At 27.3% G+C, this 2507-nt stretch carries 1 protein-coding gene; it reads left to right on the top strand.

Annotated elements, in window-relative coordinates; genetic code table 4:
* Window positions 1-2207 (top strand): GmrSD restriction endonuclease domain-containing protein (locus tag ACNF36_RS02965; RefSeq protein WP_418303673.1); only part of this gene is annotated, 2207 nt, incomplete at its 5' end.
* Between the last annotated feature and the right edge of the window lie 300 nt (window positions 2208-2507).

The raw sequence follows: 2507 nt of genomic DNA, 5'->3' as shown, positions 1-2507 counted from the left end.
TGATGGAAATAATTAAGCAAAAATCTTCCACTCCTCACACTCAATATGTAATTCCAATTTTTCAAAGAAAATATACCTGAACTAAGAAACCAGCAGTAGAAGCATATATTAAGGATATTATCGAAATCTTTAATAGTAACGATCCTGATTATCAACATTTCATCGGTTTCTTTTTCTATTATTTAGACAAGAATACTGATTTTAATCCTCTTAGTGATAACAACGGAGCATTTAAAATGTACGTTGTCGATGGACAACAGAGATTAGTTACAACATTTCTAATAATTCTCGCTTTAAGAGATATTTTAAGTAGTGTTTCCTATTCTGAAAAATTTACCGAAGTTATTGAAACACTTAACAATAATTTTCTATACTTTGAAGATAAGAAAAAAGAGAAACAATGCAGATTATATCCATTAGTTGATGATAATGACGCATTTAAGAAAATTCTTGAAGGTGAAATTAATTCAAAAGAAGATATCAATTTATTGAATACATCAAATGTCTATTCTTCATATAAATACATTAAAGAAGAATTGGAACATCTATTAAAAAATGAAGGAAAAATTCAGCTTGAAACAGTTGATAAATTTTTAAACTCACTAAGCAAATTAATTATTATCTCAGTCAAAATCGAAGATAATGACAACCCACAAAAAATATTCCAAAGCATCAACTCAACCGGAGTTAAATTAACTCAAGCCGATCTTATTAGAAATTACATATTAATGTCTGCGAAAACTGATAGAGAACAAAAAGATTTATACGATAAGTATTGAGTAAAAATTGAGAAAAACTTAAATAATGATTCTGAAATAATGGAACATTTCTTTTTCATTTATTTACAAATCAAAAAATTGGAAATTGTTAACTTTACAAAGATTTATGATAATTTCAAACATTACTGCGAGAAGAATTATCAAAATGAATATGGTACGCTCAAACTAAGTGAAATTCTTAGTGATGTTCTTGAATACTCAGAACAATATAAATACATAAAGTTAATTGATAATAAAGAAATATCGTCTAAAACAATATTTAAGAATAAAAAACTAATAAGAGAAATGGTTTTAAGTAAAAACTTAAATACAGACGCTGCATTACCTTTAATTGTCAAAATGAGTAAACTTCTTCACGAGAAAATTATTAAAGAAGATTTATTCCTTGAAATACTGAAAGGTATAAATATTTATTTTGTACGTCGTGCAATATTAAATCTTGGTAGTCAGAGTATTAATAAAGTATTTATTAATCTACTAGTACTGTTAGAATCTAAGAATTGAAAGGATGAAAGTAGCGTTATAAATACCTTCAGAAGTTCACTTGTTAATGATAATAACGGGAAAACTACACGTATGCCTACTGACAAGGAACTTGAAGATTATATGTTAGAAGCAAATATGTATCAACGTGCACGTTTACTAAAAAATATATACATACATATCCAATTCAATGACACATTCACATATAAAGACGTTGAACCAAAAGAGTGAAGCATAGAACATTTAATGCCTCAAGATGGTGCAAAATGAATTGGTGAAAACGGCATTACAAAAGATAATCACCAAACACATAAGCATAGAATAGGTAATTTAGCTTTATTCAAGAAAGAGGAAAACTCATATCTAAGTAATTTACCTTTCGAAGAGAAGAAAGCTAAAATTAATAAATTCATCCATTGAGCTATGAATACCGATATTCTAAAATATGAATATTGAAATACACAGACTATTGAAGAACGTTCTAAAAAAATAACTAATGAAATACTTAAGAAAACTTTCAAATATTTCGAAGCTGATGACACAAAATATAAAGTTTTCAAAATTCATATCGCAAACTCTAAAGGTGAGAAAATTGCTCAAGCAGAACTTTATGAAAAAGATGGTTCTGTAAAAATCTTTGCAGGTTCAAGAATTATTAAAAATCCTAAAAAAGAAAAATACTATGAGAAATCAATTAAGGGAACTTTGGATATTTTATTAGCTCAAAATGTTCTTCAAGAGACTGATGAAGGATATATTTTTATTGAGGACTATTCAGTAACCCCGAGAACAGGTGGAAAAGTTACAAGTTTAAGTGCGACAGCTAATGTTATAACCTGAGATAACCATAATGGTAAAGAAATTTGATTAGATGAAAATGGTGAAAAAATTAAGAATAATGTAGATTTTAAAGCAACAAAATTTGGTAGTTCTAAAATCAACTAATCTAAATAAGAAAAACATTGCATTCACATGTAAATAAGACAAGTTTTATAGGTAATTTATAGAAAAAGCTCAAAGCATCTCAACATTGTTGAGGTGTTTTTCAATTTAACATAGTTCGAAAACTTTTTACCCTGATATCATCAAATGTAATCTTGGATAGCGTTTTAATTACCCAGTTACTCGCAAAATTCTTTCTTTTATCGCAAACAAAAAGTAGACATTTTAAACTGGGACACAAAATATGGACAACGTCGTATTTTGTGTTTTTTATATTAAGGAGTGATTATGAAACAACTAAAA

The organism is Mycoplasma sp. 4463, from assembly GCF_048381515.1.
Lineage (GTDB): Bacteria > Bacillota_I > Bacilli_A > Mycoplasmatales > Metamycoplasmataceae > Mycoplasmopsis.
This window is presented reverse-complemented; position numbering and strand designations above follow the sequence as displayed.